Source organism: Bacillus sp. EB106-07-01-XG149 (assembly GCF_058791555.1).
Window position 1 is genome coordinate 1 of record NZ_JBYTDP010000020.1, and the last position, 2,398, is coordinate 2,398.

At 33.4% G+C, this 2,398-nt stretch carries 2 protein-coding genes; both read right to left on the bottom strand.

Translation table 11 applies throughout. The annotated features are described in order from the left end of the window. Positions 1-245: 245 nt before the first annotated feature. Entirely contained in the window at positions 246-977 is a 732-nt protein-coding gene (locus AC3WTA_RS28410) for a DsbA family oxidoreductase (RefSeq protein ID WP_000687931.1), read from the bottom strand. Between the two features lie 184 nt (positions 978-1,161). Continuing rightward, positions 1,162-2,121, bottom strand: a complete 960-nt coding sequence (locus AC3WTA_RS28415; protein ID WP_000719800.1) for an alpha/beta hydrolase — start codon at positions 2,119-2,121, stop codon at positions 1,162-1,164. Positions 2,122-2,398: the final 277 nt, after the last annotated feature.

Here is a 2,398-nt window from a genome sequence, read left to right on the forward strand (position 1 = left end):
GTTAACATCTTCGTTAGTTAATGTCAACTAAGTTTTTATTTCGTTTATCGCGTTCTACGTTATTGCATCGGCGACTTGTTCTATATTACACCTCTAACCTACAATCGTCAATATGTTTTTATAAAAAACTTCATTTTTTTTAAAATCCTATTTACGTTATTAATTTATCTATTTATATACCTCTTCTATAAGAATAGATAAGCAACCCATGAAACACTCTATGGGTTGCTATTCCATCATAAAAACTATTGTTCTTTTGAAGGTACAGAACAACTTTCATCCGTACAAGACATATCGCTTCCACCCTCTGAAGAAAGCTCTTGTAACTTAGGTGCAGGGTTCTCTTCTTCCCAAACTTGCTGAAGTGCACCAACAAAAGTTTCAAGTGGTTGCGCACCTGAAATAGCATACTTTTGATTAATAATAAAATAAGGTACTCCTGAAATTTGATATTGCTGAGCAATCGCTTCATCAATTCTAACATCATTTACATATGCACTTTTATCATTAATAACACGTAAAGCTTCTTGCTTATCTAAACCTGAAGCTTCAGCAATAGTAGCAAGCGTATCCACATCACTTAAATTTTTCGATTCAGTGAAATATGCAAAAAGTAGATTTTCCGTAATCTCTTTTTCTTTCCCTTGATCCTTTGCAAATTTTGCAAGACGATGCGCATCAAAAGTGTTCGTCGGCTTCATCTCATCAAAATTAAAACTTAACCCCATACTAGCTGCATGATTGCCTAATTGTATATTATTACGCTTAGCTTCTTCAATACTAATCCCATACTTTGATGCAAGTACTTCATTAATACTTGTTCCAGAATAGATTGGAGCATTTTGATCTAATTCAAAACTTTTAAACTCGACTTCAACATCCTTCTTATGCGGAAATTGCTCTAAAGCCATTTCTAATCTACGTTTCCCAATATAGCAAAATGGGCATACAAAATCTGACCATACTTCAATTTTCATAGAAACACCTCATTAACATGTAGTTTTCAATTATTGTAGCATTGGCAATAAGGAATTCAAAAATTTATGCTTCAAACCTTATATACTACAAACTAAAATGAGTTTTTAAATAGAAAAAACGATAATCAAAAGTATAAAAACATTTCCTTCTGATTATCGTATATACAAATCTAAAACAATCTAATTACGCTGGAATGTATCTCCCCACGAACTTCCATACGGTATTCCAATATTTATTCGAATCTACCTTCTCGGCTTCTCCATGTCCAGCACCTGGAACAATTAATTTCTCTTTTTCTACTTTTGCAGCATTATATACTTCAGCTAACATTTCATAAGGAACGAATGTATCAGCATCCCCATGAATAAATAGCATCGGTGTTTTACTTTTCGCTACTTGTTTTACAGCTGAAGCTTCTTCTAAATCATATCCAGCTCTTAATTTTGTAACTGTATTTGCCGCATTCATAACAGGAAACTTTGGCAAATGGAATAAATCTTTTAGTTGATACGTAAATTCATCAATAACAGTTGAGTATCCACAATCTTCAATAATAACTTTAACGTTAGAAGGTAACTCTTCACCTGAAGTCATCATTACAGTTGCTCCTCCCATCGAAACACCAAAGAGTGCTATTTCAGCATTAGGGTCTTTCTTTACAATTTGTTGAATCCAAATCAAAATATCTTTACGATCGTGCCAGCCCATCCCTATATAATTGCCTTCACTATTTCCATGCCCACGAAGATCTGGCGCTATGACGTTATATCCTTCTTCATAAAAATTCCGGATATATTTCGTCATTTTCGATGCCCTACTATCATATCCATGAACTACAATTGCCCATTTATGGCTAGATTGTTCATTCATATATTCATAACCTGTTAATTTCAACTTATCGAAAGCATTTATGTTTCGTATATTAGGCTTATGATTTGAGACAAAGCTCGCATCCTTTTCTTCATTTGTAGCGAACACACCTCCCGGTGCATTCACAGTTTCTACTAAGTGAGGATTATCCTCTAAAAACTCTTTCTCTTGTTTCGCATTCAACGCATAATTATAAAAATAATTCCCGACTAACATATAAGTAATTGCTAGAAGGACTAAAACTACTATAGTAATTACACCTATCTTTTTCATATTATCTCCTTTTTCAAAATTAAATCTTCTTATATTCAAGTACTCAAAAAACAACTGCACTATTTTAACATACCGACAGATCGCCTCTACAAAAAATAAGATAGAAAATCTTAAACTACACATCAAAAATGATGAAAGAAAATGAATATGAGGGGATCAAAAAAATAAGGATTACTTACTTGAAGCTGATAAGAAGTTTAAAACACAAAAAAGACGAGTCATTCTGACTCGTCTTAAAGTTGCTTGGCGACGTCCTACTCTCACAGGGACAAGGTCC